Origin of the sequence: Pseudoalteromonas sp. UBA2102, from assembly GCF_002331165.1 — a bacterium.
Lineage (GTDB): Bacteria > Pseudomonadota > Gammaproteobacteria > Enterobacterales > Alteromonadaceae > Pseudoalteromonas > Pseudoalteromonas atlantica.
The window spans coordinates 61965-81177 of record NZ_DCYU01000068.1 but is presented as its reverse complement, the minus strand read 5'-3'; the positions used below and the strand labels follow the sequence as shown (position 1 = coordinate 81177).

17 protein-coding genes are annotated in these 19213 nt (G+C 42.3%); 11 read left to right on the top strand and 6 right to left on the bottom strand.

Annotation, left to right across the window (positions count from 1 at the left end):
• The 4 genes from clpX to B2R65_RS09390 form a co-directional block, all read left to right on the top strand.
• On the top strand, positions 1-1230 hold a 1230-nt coding region (clpX, locus tag B2R65_RS09405; RefSeq protein ID WP_286742137.1), incomplete at its 5' end, for an ATP-dependent protease ATP-binding subunit ClpX.
• Between the two features lie 150 nt (positions 1231-1380).
• Positions 1381-3741 carry an endopeptidase La gene (gene lon, locus B2R65_RS09400; RefSeq protein ID WP_004586897.1) on the top strand — a complete coding sequence of 787 codons (2361 nt, stop codon included), beginning with the start codon at positions 1381-1383 and terminating at the stop codon, positions 3739-3741.
• Positions 3742-3924: 183 nt separating this feature from the next.
• A complete protein-coding gene (locus tag B2R65_RS09395; RefSeq protein WP_286247754.1) occupies positions 3925-4224 on the top strand; it encodes an HU family DNA-binding protein in 300 nt (99 codons plus the stop codon).
• A gap of 172 nt (positions 4225-4396) precedes the next feature.
• Complete coding sequence (locus B2R65_RS09390) at positions 4397-6298, top strand: SurA N-terminal domain-containing protein (protein WP_121637756.1); 1902 nt, start codon at positions 4397-4399, stop codon at positions 6296-6298.
• A gap of 114 nt (positions 6299-6412) precedes the next feature.
• Here the strand turns inward: B2R65_RS09390 and B2R65_RS09385 are convergent, their stop codons facing one another.
• The 6 genes from B2R65_RS09385 to pspF are packed head-to-tail and all read right to left on the bottom strand — an operon-like array spanning position 6413 to position 12768.
• On the bottom strand, positions 6413-7174 hold the full coding sequence (locus B2R65_RS09385; RefSeq protein WP_004586900.1) for an ATP-binding cassette domain-containing protein: 762 nt from the start codon (positions 7172-7174) through the stop codon (positions 6413-6415).
• Complete coding sequence (locus B2R65_RS09380; protein WP_004586901.1) at positions 7174-8166, bottom strand: peptide ABC transporter ATP-binding protein; 993 nt, start codon at positions 8164-8166, stop codon at positions 7174-7176. The genes B2R65_RS09385 and B2R65_RS09380 overlap by 1 nt, the downstream gene beginning before the upstream one ends.
• Entirely contained in the window at positions 8167-9060 is an 894-nt protein-coding gene (locus tag B2R65_RS09375; RefSeq protein ID WP_024033801.1) for an ABC transporter permease subunit, read from the bottom strand.
• Positions 9047-10081 (bottom strand): ABC transporter permease, encoded by a 1035-nt coding sequence (locus tag B2R65_RS09370; protein ID WP_096041403.1) that lies wholly within the window; start codon positions 10079-10081, stop codon positions 9047-9049. Before B2R65_RS09370 ends, B2R65_RS09375 begins: the two co-directional genes overlap by 14 nt.
• Positions 10081-11688, bottom strand: coding sequence for an ABC transporter substrate-binding protein (locus B2R65_RS09365; RefSeq protein ID WP_096041404.1), 1608 nt, complete (start codon positions 11686-11688; stop codon positions 10081-10083). Before B2R65_RS09365 ends, B2R65_RS09370 begins: the two co-directional genes overlap by 1 nt.
• 15 nt (positions 11689-11703) lie before the next feature.
• On the bottom strand, positions 11704-12768 hold the full coding sequence (gene pspF / locus B2R65_RS09360; protein ID WP_055253116.1) for a phage shock protein operon transcriptional activator: 1065 nt from the start codon (positions 12766-12768) through the stop codon (positions 11704-11706).
• 186 nt (positions 12769-12954) lie between these two features.
• Here pspF and pspA point away from each other — a divergent pair, with 186 nt between their 5' ends.
• From pspA to phhA, 7 genes are all read left to right on the top strand, one after another.
• Positions 12955-13614, top strand: a complete 660-nt coding sequence (pspA, locus tag B2R65_RS09355; RefSeq protein WP_004586906.1) for a phage shock protein PspA — start codon at positions 12955-12957, stop codon at positions 13612-13614.
• A 67-nt stretch (positions 13615-13681) separates the two neighbouring features.
• On the top strand, positions 13682-13915 hold the full coding sequence (pspB, locus tag B2R65_RS09350; protein ID WP_004586907.1) for an envelope stress response membrane protein PspB: 234 nt from the start codon (positions 13682-13684) through the stop codon (positions 13913-13915).
• The gene (gene pspC / locus B2R65_RS09345) at positions 13912-14313 is read left to right on the top strand and encodes an envelope stress response membrane protein PspC (RefSeq protein ID WP_004586908.1); all 402 of its coding nucleotides are present in this window, start codon (positions 13912-13914) and stop codon (positions 14311-14313) included. Before pspB ends, pspC begins: the two co-directional genes overlap by 4 nt.
• 57 nt (positions 14314-14370) lie before the next feature.
• Complete coding sequence (locus B2R65_RS09340) at positions 14371-15795, top strand: YcjX family GTP-binding protein (RefSeq protein ID WP_273611432.1); 1425 nt, start codon at positions 14371-14373, stop codon at positions 15793-15795.
• A complete protein-coding gene (locus B2R65_RS09335; RefSeq protein ID WP_273611433.1) occupies positions 15792-16820 on the top strand; it encodes a TIGR01620 family protein in 1029 nt (342 codons plus the stop codon). Before B2R65_RS09340 ends, B2R65_RS09335 begins: the two co-directional genes overlap by 4 nt.
• A 145-nt stretch (positions 16821-16965) precedes the next feature.
• Positions 16966-18147 (top strand): methionine gamma-lyase, encoded by a 1182-nt coding sequence (gene megL, locus B2R65_RS09330; protein WP_273611434.1) that lies wholly within the window; start codon positions 16966-16968, stop codon positions 18145-18147.
• Positions 18148-18384: 237 nt separating this feature from the next.
• Entirely contained in the window at positions 18385-19182 is a 798-nt protein-coding gene (gene phhA, locus B2R65_RS09325) for a phenylalanine 4-monooxygenase (RefSeq protein ID WP_029774298.1), read from the top strand.
• Positions 19183-19213 lie beyond the last annotated feature (31 nt).

Here is a 19213-nt window from a genome sequence, read left to right as displayed (position 1 = left end):
TTTTGTGGCAAAAGCCAACACGAAGTGCGTAAATTAATTGCAGGTCCTTCAGTATACATTTGTGATGAATGTGTAGAGCTGTGTAACGATATTATCAGGGAAGAAATCAAAGACATTGCTCCTAAGCATAATTCGTCTGATAAACTACCTGTGCCAAAAGAAATTCGTAATCACTTAGATGACTACGTAATTGGTCAAGACCATGCTAAAAAAGTATTGTCTGTAGCGGTATACAATCACTACAAGCGCCTACGCAACCAATCTACAAAGCAAGAAGTAGAACTAGGTAAAAGTAACATTTTGCTTATTGGCCCTACAGGCAGTGGTAAAACATTGCTGGCAGAAACACTTGCGCGTTTACTTGATGTACCGTTTACTATGGCAGATGCAACTACACTAACCGAAGCCGGTTATGTAGGTGAAGATGTAGAAAACATCATTCAAAAACTGCTACAAAAATGTGACTACGACGTAGAAAAAGCGCAACGTGGTATTGTTTACATTGATGAAATTGACAAAATTTCACGTAAATCAGATAACCCATCTATTACACGTGACGTGTCGGGTGAGGGCGTACAACAAGCGCTGCTTAAACTAATTGAAGGCACGGTTGCCTCAGTCCCACCACAAGGTGGTCGAAAGCACCCGCAGCAAGAGTTTTTACAGGTTGATACCTCTAAGATTTTATTTATCTGTGGTGGTGCCTTTGCAGGCCTAGATAAAGTAATTGAACAGCGTAGCCATAAAAATACCGGAATTGGCTTTGGTGTTAACGTTAAAGAGTCAGCGTCGAGCCGCTCTTTAAGCGAAACATTTAAAGACGTAGAGCCAGAAGATTTAGTTAAGTACGGCTTAATTCCTGAGTTTATTGGTCGTTTACCTGTTGTTGCTACATTAACTGAGCTTGATGAAGCGGCACTTGTACAAATATTAAGTGAACCTAAAAACGCCATTACTAAACAGTTCTCTGTATTGTTTGGTATGGAAGACGTTGAATTAGAGTTCCGTGATGATGCACTAAGCGCTATTGCTCACAAAGCAATGGAGCGTAAAACAGGTGCTCGCGGACTTCGCTCAATTGTTGAAGGCGTACTGCTTGATACTATGTACGAGCTGCCATCAATGGATGATGTAAGCAAAGTGGTTATAGATGAAACCGTGATTAAAGGTGAATCTGACCCAATCTTGATTTATGAAAACAATAATCAAGATAAAGCTGCATCAGAGTAGTTTTTAAGCTATTTGTATAAAAAAGGAGCCTTAGGCTCCTTTTTTTATAATTAATTTGAACGAGTTGGGGAAAATTGTTGAACTTTAATTAGATTATCCCCATATACTTGAGTAATCTTTTAAATAAATGAAGTGCGAAGAGAAACTATAATGACGCTTGAGAGAACCGATCGAGTCGAAATCCCAGTGTTAGCACTGCGCGATGTTGTGGTATATCCGCACATGGTGATCCCGCTTTTTGTAGGCCGTGAAAAATCAATAAAATGCCTCGAAGCGGCAATGGATAAAGACAAACAAATTTTCTTGGTTGCACAAAAAGATGCAACTGTAGACGAACCTGAGCAAGACGATATTTACCGTATCGGTACTATTGCTACTGTACTTCAGTTATTAAAGTTACCAGACGGTACAGTTAAAGTTTTAGTTGAAGGTACGCAGCGCGCACAAATTGAAGAATTTGTAGATAACGATGAGTTTTTTGTAGCGAATGCTCAGTTCATCGAATCTGATTCAGTGGATGAGCAAGAGCAAGATATTTTCATCCGCAGCGCTGTTAGCCAGTTTGAAGGCTATGTAAAACTTAATAAAAAAATTCCACCTGAGGTATTAACCTCTGTTTCAGGCATTGATGAGCCAGCACGCCTTGCCGATACAATGGCAGCGCATATGCCATTAAAAGTGCCTGAAAAACAAAAAGTGTTAGAAATTTCAAGCGTTACAGAGCGCTTAGAATACTTAATGGCACTGATGGAAGGTGAAATAGACTTATTGCAAGTTGAGAAAAAAATTCGTACCCGCGTGAAAAAGCAGATGGAAAAATCTCAGCGCGAGTACTACCTCAACGAGCAAATGAAAGCCATTCAAAAAGAACTTGGTGAGCTTGATGATGTACCTGACGAATTTGAAGCGCTTAAAAAGCGTATTGAAGAATCAGGTATGCCAGAAGAAGCGAAAGAAAAAGCATCAGCTGAGCTTAATAAGCTTAAAATGATGTCGCCAATGTCTGCAGAGGCCACTGTAGTGCGTTCATACATTGATACGTTAATTAACGTACCATGGAAAAAACGCTCGAAAGTGAAAAAAGACTTAGCAGGCGCGCAAAAAATTCTTGATAGCGATCACCACGGCTTAGATAAAGTTAAAGAACGCATAATTGAATACCTCGCGGTGCAACAACGTACTAATAAGCTTAAAGGGCCTATTTTATGTTTAGTAGGACCACCGGGTGTAGGTAAAACGTCACTAGGGCAGTCTATTGCACGCTCTACGGGTCGTAAATATGTTCGTATGGCGTTAGGTGGCGTACGCGACGAAGCTGAAATTCGTGGCCATCGTCGTACTTACATTGGCTCTATGCCAGGCAAGCTGATTCAAAACATGACAAAAGTGGGCGTTAAAAACCCATTATTCTTGTTAGATGAAATCGACAAAATGTCATCAGATATGCGCGGCGACCCGGCATCAGCACTATTAGAGGTGCTAGATCCGGAGCAAAACAGCCACTTTGCTGATCACTACTTAGAAGTTGATTACGATTTATCGGATGTAATGTTTGTAGCAACATCAAACAGCTTTAATATTCCTGGTCCATTATTGGACAGAATGGAAGTTATTCGCTTATCGGGTTACACCGAAGATGAAAAGCTAAACATTGCAAAAGAGCACTTAATTACTAAGCAAGTTAAACGCAATGGTTTAAAACCTTCTGAGCTAGTAATAGAAGACAGTGCAATTATTGGCATTATTCGTTACTACACGCGTGAAGCGGGCGTACGTAATTTAGAGCGCGAAGTATCTAAACTATGTCGTAAAGCCGTTAAAAATATCTTACTTGATAAAGAGACTAAAACAGTCACTATCAATCAAGATAACCTAGAAGAGTTTTTAGGTGTACAGCGCTACGACTACGGTAAAGCTGAAGACGGCGACCGCATTGGTCAGGTAACAGGCTTAGCGTGGACCGAAGTAGGCGGCGATTTACTGACCATTGAATGTGCAGCTGTGCCAGGTAAAGGCAAACTAAGCTACACAGGCTCACTGGGCGATGTAATGCAAGAGTCGATACAAGCGGCCATGACGGTGGTTCGTAATCGTGCTGATACGTTCCGTATTAATAACGATTTTTACGAAAAACGCGACATTCATGTGCATGTACCAGAGGGCGCGACCCCTAAAGATGGTCCAAGCGCCGGTGCAGCAATGGTAACGGGTTTAGTATCGAGCTTAACAGGTAACCCCGTTAAAGCCGATGTAGCAATGACAGGTGAAATAACACTGCGCGGTGAAGTACTGCCTATTGGTGGTTTAAAAGAGAAACTACTTGCTGCACACCGTGGTGGAATTAAAACAGTCATCATTCCTAAAATTAACGAACGTGACTTAAAAGAGATCCCAGATAACGTACTGGCAGGCTTAGATGTTCACCCAGTTACGTGGATTGATGAAGTATTAAAGTTAGCTTTAGTGCATCCTGTTGAGAGTTTTTCAGTCGAAACACCGAAAAACCAATAAAAAACCCAAAAAAAGTGCTTTAAAGGGCTTTTCAAATCTAATCGGTATGATAAGTTAAGCACTGGTTTTCGAGCCTAGCCCTTATGGGGCCTAGGCTTAAGAAAAATATAATCATGTGAGCATTAAAAGTTTGCTCTAAAATTTTCAAAAAAGTGATGTTAGTTTAAAAAACAATCGCTCTTGATAATAACAATGAAAGAGGATGATATTGTGAATAAATCTCAATTAATCGATCAAATCGCAGCTGACGCTGACATTTCTAAAGCGGCTGCAGGTCGTGCACTAGATTCATTCATCGAGTCTGTATCTGGAGCGCTTAAAGATGGCGATTCAGTTGCACTTGTAGGTTTTGGTACTTTCTCAGTACGCGAGCGTGCTGCTCGTTCAGGCCGTAACCCACAAACTGGTGAAACTATCCAAATCGCTGCGGCAAATATTCCTTCTTTCAAAGCCGGTAAAGCGCTGAAAGACGCAGTAAACTAATCACTGTTTAAATACAGATTAGTTATGGCGAGTGTATATAAACTTAATTATCCTAATCGATGAATTAAGTAACTTCACCGCCAGTTACTTCAAGTGAAAAAGCGTATCTGGTAAGATACGCTTTTTTTACATATGACAAGGTAAAATACCTTGATCAATAAGAGATAAACAAATGCTTGAGAAAATCAGAGAGGGCTCACAGGGTCCTGTAGCCAAAATAATTTTAGGCGCGGTGATTTTATCTTTTGCCTTAGCAGGGATCGGTAGTTACTTAGGTCAAACCCCAGAACAACCCGTTGCTGAAGTAAATGGAATTAAAATTAGCCAAACCGAATTTAATCGTGCTTATCAAAACGAACGTAGCCGTTTAGAGCAACAATTTGGCGAATACTTTGCACAAATCAGTGCAGATCCAAATTACATGGCGCAAATTCGTCAAGGTGTAATTGACCGCTTAGTACAACAAGAATTGCAATCACAATTAGCGGCAGATTTAGGCCTTCGCGTAAGCGACGACAGCGTACGTAAAACAATTTTAGAACTACCGTACTTTCAAATTGGTGAAAAATTTAATAACGACCGTTACCTACAAGTAATTCGTCAAATGAACTTTCAACCAGATGCTTTTCGTGAGTACTTACGTAAAGACATGACACGCAGCCAATTAGTGTCTGCGGTTGCTGGTACTGAGTTTGCACTTGAAAACGAGCTTAAACGCGCTGCAGCCCTGCAGCAGCAAACGCGTAGCATAGACTACCTTGTGTTAAGCAAAGAAGCGTTACAAGCAAACGTAGACGTATCTGAGCAAGAAATTGCTGATTACTACGAGCTAAACGCATCACAATTTTTATCGCCAGAGCGTGTATCGGTTGATTACATTGAGCTTAAAGCACAAGATATCACCGTAGAGTCGGTAACAGAAGACGACGTAAAAGCGTATTATGAGCAAAATAAAGCACAATACATCGAGCCTGAAAAACGCCGTGTATCACACATTTTAATTGATAACAGCGAAGATGATGATGCCGCGCTTGAAAAAGCCAACGCATTACATGAACAGTTAGAACAAGGTGCTGATTTTGCACAGCTTGCAGAGTCATCATCTGATGATGTTGTGAGTGGCGAAATGGGCGGCGACCTAGAGTGGATTGAGCGCGATGTAATGGACCCTGCTTTTGAAGATGCTGCATTTGCGCTTCAAAACAAAGGTGATATTTCAGAAGTTGTAGCATCAGAGTTTGGTTATCACATCATTAAACTTACTGACTTACAGCCAGAGCAAGTAAAAGCGTATGACGACGTAAAAGCCGACTTGCGTGCAGAGCTTGAGCAAACTGAAAAAGTAGATGCGTTTTACGAAAAGCAAACTGAAATGGGTGCCTTAGCATTTGAAATTTCTGACCGTTTAGACGATGCTGCAGAAGTGGCAGACGTTGAAGTTAAAACCACGCCACTTGTTGCACGTAATGCATTGCCAGAGCCACTTAATACACCTGCGGTAATTTCGCAGTTGTTCTCAGTAGAATTACTTGAAGATAAAGTAAACTCAGAAGTGATTGAGCTAGGTGATGAGCACGTTATTGTAGTACGTGTAAATAAATACGAGCCATCTGCAACTAAACCGCTTGCACAAGTGAGTGAGCAAATCAAAACACGTTTAGTTAATGAAAAAGCATCAACACTTGCTAAAGAAAAAGCTCGTGAGTTATTTGCACAAGTTCAAGCAGGTAAAACGCTAAGCGATGTGGCCAGTGAGCAAAACCTAACGGTACGTGAAGAAGCGAGCTTAACGCGTCAAAGCTACACGGTTTCGCCTGCTATTGTAACGCAAGCGTTTAAAATGCCTCGTCCTAATGATGCACCAAGCACAGACGTGGTTGATTTAAACAACGGTGATGCAGCAATTGTTGCACTTAAATCGGTAAGCGATGCGCAAGTAACCGCAAATATCGACCCGCAAGTACAGCAAAACATTACTATGGCGCAAGCTAACAAAAACTACTTAGCGTTTATTGAGTCTTTAAAGGCTAAAGCTGAGCTAAATCTACCTGTGGTAGAGCAAGCAGCAGAATAATCGCGATACATTAAAAAAAGGCGCGTTACTTTATAAGTAACGCGCCTTTTTTATAACTTCAATGTGCTTAGTAAAATAATTAGGCAGTATTGTTTTATAAATATAAGCTTAGTATTAACAGCAAATTAAGCGCTGTGTTACTTTTGATTGCGGATTTTGAAACACCTCTTCGGTACGCCCATATTCTACTACCTCACCTTTTTCAAGCACCACTAGCTGATCGCTGATATGGCGCACTAAACTTAAATGGTGCGTAATGAGTACATAAGTTAGACCGGTTTCTTTTTGCAGCTTAAGTAATAAGTTAACTGTTTGCGCACGGACGGAGGGATCTAAAGCCGACAGTGCTTCATCAAGCACCACCACTTTAGGGTCTAAAATGAGCGCCCGCGCCAACGCTACACGCTGCAATTGGCCTACACTAAACATGTGAGGGTAATAGTGTTGATGATCGATTAGCAGCCCCACTTTAGAAAGCGTGGCATCTATTTTTTCTTGGCGAGCCAGTTGGTCTGAATCGGTATTATACTGCAAGCAATCATCTAGCATATCACCTATGGTGAGACCCGGGTTGAGCGAGGCAGCGGAGTCTTGGAATATCATGCGGATATGTCGACATTGATCATCGCGCACGCCGTCATCTTCAATAATGTTACTTTCTAATAAAATTTGCCCACTGTCAGCGCTATCGGCCCCTGCGAGTAATTTAGCGAGTGTACTTTTACCCGCACCGGTTTCACCGATTACTGCGATTGTTTCGCCTTTGCCCACACAAAAAGAGATATTTTTTAGTACCTCAAATTTTTTGCGGCTAAATAAACCAGCACGTATGTTAAAGGTTTTACAAAGCGCTTGTACTTTTAATACCGGTTGCATTACTTCATCTCCTTAATAAGCGGAAAATGACACGCATAGCTGTGCCCATGGTGCTTAGTAAGTGCAGGGGTAATTACACATTCTTTTTGTGCTTGAGGGCAGCGTGGGCCTAATCGGCAACCTATAGGTAAATGTTGCAAAGTAGGGATAGTGCCTTTAAGTGCATAAAAGGGTTCTTTGTGTGCTAAGCCTTGCTCATAATTGGGTAAGCTTTTTAATAACGCTTGCGTGTAAGGGTGGCGAGGCTGGCGAAAAATACGTTGCGTTGGGCCGGCTTCAACCATTTGCCCACAATATAAAACATGAATACCGTGCGACCAGTCGGCTATTTCTTCAAGCTCATGAGAAATCATCAAAATAGACATATTTTTTAATTGATTTAAGCTTTTTAGCAACCTAAATACCTGTGCACGAGTGGTGCTTTCAAGCGCTGTAGTCGGCTCATCAGCAATTAGTAGCTTAGGAGTGCGCGCTATGGCCATGGCAATCATGACCTTTTGGCACACGCCTTCTGATAGCTCGTGCGGGTAACTATCAAGCACAGCGTCGTGGTTTTTAATACCCACTTTATGGATAAGTGCTTTTACGCGGTCTTTACGTTCTCTATTGCGCTTTAAAAAAAAGCCTTTAGTGGATGTTTCAGGCAGTGTTTCGGCTATTTGGTCAAATATTTTAGCGGTCGGGTCAAGGCAGCGGCTAGGGTCTTGGTAAATCATCGCAATGTCTTGGCTGACTGTTTTTCTGCGTTGCTCTGGGGTTAAGCGCATTAAATCAACACCGCGCCAATGCATTCTATCGGCTGTTATATGCCAGCGTTCGTTAAGTACCCCAACAATGGCTTTGGCTATTAAGCTTTTACCAGAGCCCGACTCACCCACCAAGCCATGTACTTCACCTTCTTTTAGGCTAAAGCTGACTCTATCTACAGCGCGAATCACCGTTTCAGAGGTACGCAGCTCTATGGTTAAATTTCTAACGTCGAGTAATTGCATTTAATCAGCCTTACGTGCTTTAAGCACTTTTCGTAGGCCATCACCTACTAAATTGGTAGACAAAACCGCTAAAAATAATAATACACCCGGTAGCGCAACGGTCCAAGGTGCTAAATATATAAGGCCTAAATTCTCAGCCAGTATGGCGCCCCATTCGGTTGTAGGGGGCTGCGCACCAAGTTTTAAAAAGCCTAAGGCAGCAATATCTAAAATAGCAGTAGAAAGCGCGGTGGTAAAAATAACTACAATGTGCTCATAAATATTAGGAAAAATACCCCGCGACAAAATATGCCAGTTAGAGGCACCATCAAGCCTAAAAGCGGTAATGTAGTCTTTGCTTAGCTCATCAACAATTAAATTACGAATAGAGTGAATAAATTGCGGTAATAACGCCAGTATAATGGCCCACACTGTATTCATTAAGCCCGGCCCAAGCACTGCGATAATAATAATCGCTAATAGCAAAGACGGAATAGAGAGCGTGATATCAAGCAAGTGATTTAAAAAGCTTGAGCGCAGGCCGCGGCTAATGCCGGCAAAAGTGCCAACAAGCACACCAATAATGGTAGTAATAAAGGCAGCCACCACCGATAAGCCAAACGTGTAAGTTGCGCCATTCATCAAGCGCGATAGTACATCGCGTCCTAAATCATCGGTGCCTAAAATAAAGCGCACATCGCCCATTTCACGCCATGATGGCGGTATAAGTAAAGCATCGCTATGTTGCTGGTTAACCCCATACGGCGCTAAAAAGGGCGCACTGGCGGCCAATAGCGCAAACGCCATAAAAATCCATAACCCCACCAAGGCGGGGTGATTGTTTTTAAATTTGCGCCAAAAACGCGCCAGCGGCGATTTATTCGACTCTTCAGAAAATAATTTAAACTTTACCATGTGCCTGATTCCGCGAAATTGGGTCGAACAGAGTATATGTAAGCTCGGCAACAATAGTGGCAATAATAACAAACATAGACACCGCCATTAAACCGCCTTGAATAGCAGGGTAGTCTCGTTGGTAAATACTATCGATTAGCCAACGGCCAATACCAGGCCAAGAAAAAATAACTTCGGTTATCATGGCAAGCGTAATAAGCGTACTAAATTGCAGTCCTATTTGTTTTATTACCGGCAATAGCGCATTGCGCAGCGCATGATGCATGATTAATTGGCGGCGATTAAGGCCTTTTGCCCTGGCTGTTTTTATAAAGCTTTGATCCATTACTTTAAGCATAGAGTCGCGGGTAAAGCGCACTAAAACAGTGGTAGGAAACATGGCCAGTACTATGGTTGGCAGTGTTAAGTGATGCAGTGCATCTATAAATGCTTCACCTTTGTAGGGGAAGCCTGCGAGCATAATATCGATTAATATAAACCCGGTATTAGGCGGTATTTCAAATAGTAACCCCATTCTACCCGACATAGGAAACCAGCCCAGTTTGAGCGAAAAAATCATAATAAGTAACAGCGCTAACCAAAAAACCGGAATAGAGTAACCAATCATGGTGGTAGAGCTAATTAATTTATCTGGCCAACGGCGTGTGTACGCTGAGGCCAAAATGCCCGCTGGTACACCTACCACAACCGATACAATAAGCGCATAAACACACAGCTCTAAAGTTGCTGGAATTAAATCTAAAATGTGCTGAAAAACGTTATCTCCCGAGGCAAACGACACGCCCCAGTCACCTTGGAATATACGCCCTAAAAACGCTAAATACTGCATAACGTAGTTGCTGTCATACATGTATTTATCTTCAAGCTCACTGTGCTGAGAAAAATTACCGGTAGGAATGCCACTTAGGTTGCTGAGCGGATCCCCTGGGAACAAGTAGCTAAGCGAAAAGGTAAATATGCTTAGCATTAAAATCATGAATAAAAACAAGCCAAGGCGGCGTAATATATAATCTAGTATCATTATTTTTTCCTCGCATTTGCGAGTGAAATCGCCCCAAATGGGCCAAGGGTTATCCCTTCTACATCGGCACTATTTGCTTGAAAACGCATACCATGAGCAATAGGGACCAGCGGGAGCTGATCTACAATGAGCGCTTGAACCTGATCGTAATACTGTTTGCGTAAGCTTAAATCGGTGGTGTCGAGCGCTTGGGTAAGCAATAAGTCAAACTGCGGGTTACACCAATTGGCTGGGTTTTTACCGCTAAAAGTGGCAGTGCAGCTTAGCAATGGGCTAAAAAAGTTATCTGGATCGGGGGTATCGGCAGCCCAGCCGAGTAATACGCTATCATGGCGGTGCTCACCTATACGCTGAATAAAAGTATTCCACTCGTACTCAACAATACTCACATTAACACCTATTTTGCGTAAATCGCTTTGCATCAGCTCAGCCATTTTGCGGGCATTAGGGTTGTATATTCGACTCACCGGCATTGCCCAAATGGTCATATCAAAGCCATTCGGTAACCCCGCTTCTATGAGTAGTTTTTTAGCCAGCTCAGGGTCAAACATAGGCATGTTTTCTTGTGGTTCAAAGCCCCACGAAGTCGGCGGTAAAATAGATTGCGCGCGTATACCATTACCGTAATAAACGGCTTGCATTATTTTGTCTATATCAATTGCATGCGCAAGGGCTCTGCGCACTCTAATGTCATCAAAAGGGGCTCGCTCAGTATTAAAGGCCCAATAACCAATATTTAAATTGGTTTCTTTTTCAACGTTTATATCGTCTCGTTGCGCTAAAATACTCAGTTGTGCGCTACTTGGATGGGCGGTTACATCGCACTCTTTAGTGAGCATTTTTGCTATGCGCGTAGTGCCGTTTGTCGTAATGTCGTAAACCAGCTGTTCAAGGGCAACATCGTGCTTCCAATATAGGGGGTTGCGGTAAAAGCGCACTAAGTGATCGCGTCGGTACTCTTTGTATATGTAGGGGCCTGTGCCAATAGGGTACTGATCAAATAAATTAGTTTGATCTCGCGCTTTTAATTGCATTGCGTATTCTTGCGACAGCACCACGGCAAAGTCGGTGGCCATGTTCGTTAAAAAACTGCTTTCTGGGTGAAATAGCTCAAAGCGCACTTGATAGTCAGACACGCGTACAATTTTACGAATAAGCTGATCGAGCCCCACACTTTGAAAATACGGGTAGTTTGCATCGCCTACAAAATGGTACGGGTTGTACACGTCAAATAATCGGCTAAAGGTAAAAATAACATCATCAGCGTTAAAATCGCGAGTAGGGGTAAAGTACGAGGTAGAATGAAATTTTACGCCTTTACGCAGCGTAAAGGTGACCGACTTTCCATCGTTGCTAATTTTCCAATCGGTTGCCAGCTCACTTTTAAAATCAGCAGTAACAGGGTCAATACTAATTAAACGGTCAAATAACTGATTAGCAATAATATCAATAGTTGAGCCAGTGGTTGTTACTTGCGGATTAAACGACACAGGGTTCGCTTCGGCGCAATAAACGAGGCCTTGGTTTTTCTCTTCTATAATTTCTTCTTTACTATCAAAGCAGCCTGTTAAGGTGCTGGCTAGTAAAACAAGTAGTATTTTATGCACTCGCATAACCTCTAACTATTTATCTTCTAATAAATTGTATTTTTTAAGATAACCACGTAATTGATGATACGTTAAACCGAGTACTTCTGCAGTTTTCTTTTGATTAAATTGGCTATGCTCAAGGGCTTTATTAATCATATTTATTTCAAATTCGTTAGAGCGCTCTTTTAAGCTACACGGAAATTCAATTGGGGCGCTAAGCTCGTTACTAAGCTCGCTAACAGGTGTGGCTAGTGTTGTAGGCTCAGCTGGGGCAACCGGTGTTGCAATAGGAGCTTTAATGCGTGCTTTGGGTCTAAAACGGCTTTCAAATGGGTCTAAAATAATCTGGTGAACGGGAATATGTTCATTACCATGACGATACAAACTTCGCTCAACTACATTTTTAAGCTCGCGTATATTACCCGGCCAATCGTAATTTAGCAGGGTTTCGGTGGCGCTGCGGGTAAAGCCACTAAATAACTCCCACTCTAAATCGCGTGCCATATTCATGGCAAATTGCTCAGCGAGTAGCATAATATCGTCTTGACGTTCGCGCAGTGGTGGCAGGGTAATTACATCAAAGGCTAAGCGGTCAAGTAAGTCACTTCTAAATTCGCCCTGTTCAGCAAGGTGGGGTAAATCTTCGTTGGTGGCACACACTAAACGAGTATCTACCTTTACGGTGTGTTTACCACCAACCCGCTCAAATTCACCGTATTCTATAACGCGCAGAAGCTTTTCTTGTACCATGGCCGACGTATTAGCCAGCTCATCTAAAAATAAGGTACCGCTGTTAGCGCGCTCAAAGCGACCTTCGTGACGTTTACTTGCCCCGGTAAAAGCCCCACTTTCATGACCAAATAATTCGCTTTCGAGGAGGTTTTCGTTAAGGGCTGCACAGTTAAGCTTTACGTAGTTTTGATCCCAACGCTTTGATAAAAAGTGTAAACGGGCGGCTATAAGCTCTTTACCGGTTCCTCGCTCGCCAATAATAAGCACTGGCTTATCTAAATTAGCTAACTGCGATACCTGATCAAGTACAGCTAAAAAGCTATCAGATTGGCCGAGTAAATTATCCTGTTGGCGATATTGGCTCATTTTTCCTAACTCTTGGTCATTTTTGCTAACAGTTAGTGTATTTCATAATCAGGGATAACTAAAGGAATTTGTATATTTAGTTTAACTTAATGAAAATAAAGTGTATTTTAGATTTTAAAAAGTTGGCAAGCATATTGATACTAGTTACAGCAGACCAACTAAGTTTATATTACAGAGGTAAATGTTATGGGAATTTTTTCGCGTTTTGCAGACATTGTTAATTCTAATATCAATGCCATTTTAGATAAAGCAGAAGACCCAGAAAAAATGGTTCGTCTTATTATCCAAGAGATGGAAGACACATTGGTAGAGGTGCGCTCTACGTCAGCTAAAACACTGGCTGAGAAAAAAGAATTAGTACGTCGTGTAGACACACTAAAAGCACAAGTAAGCGATTGGCAAGACAAAGCAGAGCTTGCATTAAGTAAAGACCGCGACGATTTAGCGCGTTCAGCATTACTTGAAAAGCAAAAATCGGCAGAAGCAGTTGCAGCAGTAGAGTCTGAGCTTGAGCATGTAGAGTCTCACATTGAGAAACTTCAGCAAGAAGTCACCACTCTACAAGAAAAGCTAGCCGATGCTAAAGCACGTCAAAAGGCAATTATTTTACGTCAACGTTCGGCTGAGTCGCGCCTTGAAGTGAAAAAAGCCCTTGATAGCTCTAAAGTAGAAGATGCACTTAATCGCTTTGAGCGCTACGAAACTAAAATTGATGGACTAGAATCTCAAATAGAGTCTTACGATTTAGGTAAAAAGTCGCTTGCAGATGAAATTGCCGACCTACAAAAAAATGAAAAGATAGATGATGAGCTTGCCGAACTTAAAAAGAAGCTAGCTGATAAATAACTTATAAAGGGGTACTTAAAGTGCCCCACTGCTTAAAACATCGATTACGGATTGTCAGGAGAGGATTATGTTTGATCCAGAGATACTAATTGCACCATTTATCTTGTTCATGATTTTTGTTGCGCCACTGTGGTTAATTTTGCACTACCGTAGCAAAAAGCAAGTGAGCCAAGGGTTAAGTGAGCATGAACATCGCCAGTTATTGGAACTTGCCCACAAGGCCGAAAAAATGGCTGATAGAGTAGAAACCCTTGAAGCATTACTCGATCAAGAGTCACCACAATGGAGACGCAAAGTATGAGTGCCAAACGCGAATTATTAAGAGACCCACAGCGCGGCAAAATCGCCGGTGTATGTGCGGGATTAAGTGACTACTTTAATATGGAGTTATGGTTAGTTCGCATTATTTTTGTTAGTGCGGTACTGCTAACGGGTGGCCCATTATTTGTGGTAGCGTATATTGCAGCGTGGTTTATTTTAGATAAAAAAGACCCCACAACTATACATACTAGTAGCTCAACTAAAACTGACGATCCGCTAGAAGTTAAATTTAAAGTATGGCAAAAAGGCGAGCCACCGCGCCGCGCATTGCAAGACTTAAAAGAGCGTTTAACGCGAATAGACACGCGTCTTCAAGATATGGAGCGCCATGTTACTTCAAGCGAGTTTACGGTTAGCCGTGAAATCAACAAACTTTAAAGGATTTAATAGCACTTTGTTCGGTGATTAACAGCATCAATGAAGTGCTAGCCCATTATGAGTAGCACTTCATTTGCCAAAAAAACCTTTAAAAGTATTAAAGGTTCAGCCCAAAAAGCCCTTCATCGCAGTTTAGATCAACACGTAAAATTGGCCGTAACCGGTCTAAGTGGCAGTGGTAAAACCGCGTTTATTACCGCACTTGTTAAGCACCTTACAACACAAAGCGATGATAAAAACTTACCGTTTTTTGATGTAATGCGAGAGCACCGCCATATAGCCACCAAAGTGGTGCCGCAAGAGGCGTTAAAAGTGCCTACGTTTGACTACTCGCGCGCGCTTAATGCCTTGCTCCCAACTGATGGGATGCCTGCATGGCCTGCATCAACCGAGCGTATTAATACTCTGCGTTTAGCGATTAAATACCAAAGCGCATCAGGGTTGCGTGGGCATTTTTCGCCGCAATCTACGCTGTATTTAGATATTATCGACTACCCGGGTGAATGGCTACTTGATTTACCTATGCTTGAGCAAAGCTATAGTCAGTGGTGCGAGCAACAATACCCGCTGTTACTACAGCACCCGCGTGTGAATACCTCTACTGAATTTTTAAACGCGCTTGAACAGCTTGATTTAAATGCGCCTGTAGATGAAGGCTTGCTTGCACACATTGCAGCGCTTTATCAAAGTATGCTGGTGGGCCTTAAAAAAGATACTAAGCTTGCCATGTTACAACCTGGGCGCATGCTAATGCCTGGCGACTTACAAGGTGCGCCGCTTTTGTTGTTTTTTCCGGTAAATGCGCAGCATATTAAAAGTGATGAGGTAGTGGCAGGCTCTAACTTAGCGCATTTAATTAAGCGCTTTAACGCCTATGTAAAAGAGGTGGTTAAGCCATTTTATAATGAGCACTTTAAACACTTTGACCGCCAAATTGTGTTGGTAGACGTACTCAGCGCTTTAAACGAAGGCCACGAAACACTCCAAGAGCAAAGTAGTGTAATAAACCAATTACTCGCACATTTTAATTATGGCGAGTCGGGTTTTTTTAAGCGTTTATTTAAACCCAGCATAGATAAAATACTGTTTGCTGCAAATAAGTCAGATCACATAAGTGCAAAGCACCATAAAGACTTAGCACTACTACTTGACTCGCTAGTGCATGAGCAAAGTAATCACTTAAAGTTTGATGGCGTACAAATAGAAACCATGGCAATGTCGTCAATTGCAGCAACGCAGCCGCGCCAAGTGGCCGATAAAGGCCAAACGCTTGATTGTATTTATGGTAAACCATTAAACGAGCAAGATTGGCTTACTTATTTACCCCCACAGCCACCAAAGCGCATGCTTAATAAAAATGAGTGGCCAGCGCAGGGCTTTGAGTTTTTATCGTTTGCGCCTATGCCAAACCCCGATAAGCAACTTAAGCATGTTCGCCTTGATCATGTGATGCAGTACTTGTTAGGAGACAAATTATCATGAACGACACACAGCAAACTTTTCAAGCAGGTAGGCGAATTGATAGCCAAGCTGATGAGCAGGTTGAGGCGACGCTTGCTCCTGCAAAAATAATTACCCAGGGTCAAAGTGAATACATTGAAGAGCCTGAAGATGAACTTCTTGATGAAGAAATAGACCTAGAGCCAGTATATAAAAAATCTAAATGGCAAACGCTTAAAGGGGTGTTTGCTGTAAGCTTTTTAGTGTTAGTGCTACTTGAGTTTGCTTATTCGTTAGTGTTTGCGTTTCAGCAGTCGGTCATTTTAGGCGGCGTGTATTTAACGGCGGTGGTAAGCGGTGTGTTGCTAATTGGGCGCATGCTATGGCGCGAATACAGAATGCTGCGCAGTTTAAAGCGTAATCAATTACACCGCCAAGAAGCCGACAGACTTTTAAATAGTGAGCAAGTAGGTGGCGCATTACCCTGGCTTGAAAAACTAAACAAGCACCAACAACTAGACAACTTCGAAGCGTTTAAAAGCCAAGTGGCTACCCATCATAGCGATAAGGAAATAATGACCCTTTACGCAAATAGCTTGCTTATAACGCAAGACACGCAAGCTAAAAAGCTTATAAACCGCTTTGCGACAGAGTCAGCGTTGCTTGTTGCCTTGAGCCCCCTTGCGCTGGTGGACATGATGGCGGTGCTTTGGCGCGGTACTAAATTAATAGAGCAAATTGGTAAAATTTATGGCATTGGTTTCGGTTACGCAAGCCGCATTAAGCTCTACCGTATGCTTATAAAGCAAGTTATGTTTGTAGGCAGTGCTGAACTTGTATCTGATTTAGCAGCCACAGCACTCAGTGCTGAGCTTTTAGGTAAGCTCTCGGGACGTGCAGCGCAAGGTGTAAGCGCCGGTATTTTTACAGCACGTATTGGTTACAAAGCAATGGAGCTTAGCCGCCCATTACCAAAGCTTGAAAACAAACGCAGCTTGTTAAAAGGCACAGTGCAAAGCATTGCCAGCAAAATCATGAGCCGTAAAAAGGCCGAGCCAACGTCCTAAAGTAGCAGTGGCAATATTTGTGTACAAAACCGCGCTGAGCGGTTTTTGCACAAATAGCCATCTGAGCATCCGGCATGCTTGTGATTTAAACTGCGGTGCGTTTTATTTATGTAATTGACATACATAATAAAAACGAGAGCACACAATGAGCAAGCAGCATATTAATACCCAATGTATTCATGGCCCGCAAAAAGCAAACGATCCGCATGGCGCACTCACGTCGCCTTTGTATCAAACCTCTACCTTTCATTTTGAAAATGCAGCACAAGGTGCCGCGCGTTTTGCAGGCGATGAGCCCGGTTATATTTACACCCGCCTAGGTAACCCAACCACCACCGAACTTGAGCAAAAAGTAGCACAGTTAGAGGGCTGCGAAGCTGCTGCTGCTACCGCCACAGGTATGGGTGCTGTATCGGCGTCGGTATTAAGCTTTTTATCGCAGGGCGATCATTTAATTGCATCAAGTGCATTGTATGGATGTACTTTTGCGTTTTTTGCTCACATGTTACCGCGCTGGGGAATTGAAGTAACTTTTGTTGATATGACCAACGAGGGCGAGCTTCGCGCTGCTATAAAACCTAATTCAAAAATGATATTTGTAGAAACGCCAATCAACCCCACAATGGCAGTCATTGATTTAGCCTTAATTGGCGCGCTCGCTAAGCAACATAATTTAATTAGTGTGGTCGACAACACCTTTTTAACGCCACTGCTGCAATCACCTAAGCAGTACGGCATAGATATTATTGTGCACAGTGCCACTAAGTACTTAAACGGCCATGGCGATGTAGTAGCGGGGCTTGTGTGTGGAACGCATGAGTACATTACCTTAATAAAAATGACGGTACTTAAAGATATTGGTGCCACCATAAGCCCGCACGACGCATGGCTTATTAATCGCGGATTAAAAACTTTAGCTATACGCATGGAGCGCCATTGCCAAAGCGCGCAAACGGTTGCCGAATATTTAGAGGCGCACCCACAGGTTAATATTGTTTATTACCCTGGGCTTAAATCGCACCCTGGCAACAAATATATAGGCAAGCAAATGAAAGCCGCTGGCGGCGTTATTGCATTTGAAATTAAAGGCAGCCTTGCTCAAGGATCGCAGTTTATAGATAGCATGAAGCTTTGCACACTTGCTGTAAGTTTAGGTGATGCCGAAACGCTTATTCAGCACCCCGCATCAATGACGCATTCCCCTTACACACCCGAGGAGCGAGCAGCCGCAGGCATAAGTGATGGCTTAATAAGACTCTCTGTAGGGCTTGAAGATGTTAACGATATTATTGACGACTTAAACCAAGCTTTTACATTAATTTGTTAGGTGTATTTATTTCTGTACAGTTTAATTTACCCTTAACGCCTTTAATTTAGTGGTTGTATAATATTAATGCCGGTGGTGTAATTTTAGCTATACACTTTGAGGGATCGTGCTAAATGTAGATATCCGCTTAACTATTAAACTTTTCTTCACTTTTGCATAGTATGGCTGCATTAGATATTCACTCATCTTGAGTATCACACTGACACACATTTAGGGCTTAACCCCAAGAAGGTTATTATGGCTAAAGCAAGTAAATACACCTCTAAAACACCTGATGAAAACGGTGTTATTCATTGGAGCGAAGAAGAAAACAAAATTTGGTCTGAGCTTGTTACGCGCCAACTTGCGTGCATAGAAGGCAAAGCTTGTGATGAGTACATGGATGGGCTTAAAAAAATAAACCTACCACACGATCGTATTCCGCAGTTAAGCGAACTTAACGAAGTGCTTCTTGCCACCACCGGTTGGCAAGTAGCGCCTGTACCTGCGCTTATCGATTTTGATGAATTTTTTAGGTTATTGGCAAACAAACAATTTCCGGTAGCGACGTTTATTCGTAGCCGAGAAGAGTTTGACTACCTGCAAGAGCCTGACATTTTCCATGAAATATTTGGCCACTGCGCTATGCTAACAAACCCTGACTTTGCCGAATTCACACACAAATACGGCCAATTAGGGTATGCAGCGCAGAAAAAAGATCGTGTATACCTTGCACGTATGTATTGGTTTACGGTTGAGTTTGGTTTAATGCAAACCGAAAACGGCCTGCGTATATACGGCGGTGGTATATTATCAAGCCCGGGTGAAACCCAGTACGTGTATTCAGATACACCAGAGATAACGCCTATGAGCGTAATTGATGTGCTTCGTACGCCGTACCGCATTGATATTATGCAACCACAGTACTACACCATAAATTCGATTCATGATCTGTTTGATATATCGCAAATGGATATTATGACTTTGGTTGAGCAAGCTAAAGCGCTTGGTTTGCACGACCCAAAATTTCCACCTAAAGAAAAATTAGCCGGTTAACTTTAATTTAAAAAGAAACGCTAAAGTAAGG